At 60.1% G+C, this 271-nt stretch carries 1 protein-coding gene; it reads left to right on the forward strand.

Features of this window, described 5'->3' with window-relative positions; all coding sequences use genetic code 11:
* Positions 1–271, forward strand: a 271-nt coding sequence (locus ACPYOJ_RS35435) for a PTS sugar transporter subunit IIC (protein ID WP_481420399.1), incomplete at both ends; no start/stop codon positions are given.

Below are 271 nucleotides of genomic sequence, written 5' to 3' on the forward strand. Positions count from 1 at the left end.
GGGTCATCATCGGTGGTACCCTGGAAATGATTGCCCTGGGCTGGATGAACATCGGTGCGGCAGTTGCGCCTGATGCCGCGCTGGCGTCCATCATTTCTACGGTTCTGGTTATTGCCGGTCACCAGAGTATCGGTGCAGGCATTGCCCTGGCCATCCCGCTGGCAGCAGCAGGTCAGGTACTGACCATCATCGTGCGTACTATCACCGTGGCCTTCCAGCACGCGGCGGATAAGGCGGCCGAAAATGGCAACCTGACGGCGCTCTCCTGGAT

Source organism: Rhizobium sp. SVR5-9E (assembly GCF_056755095.1).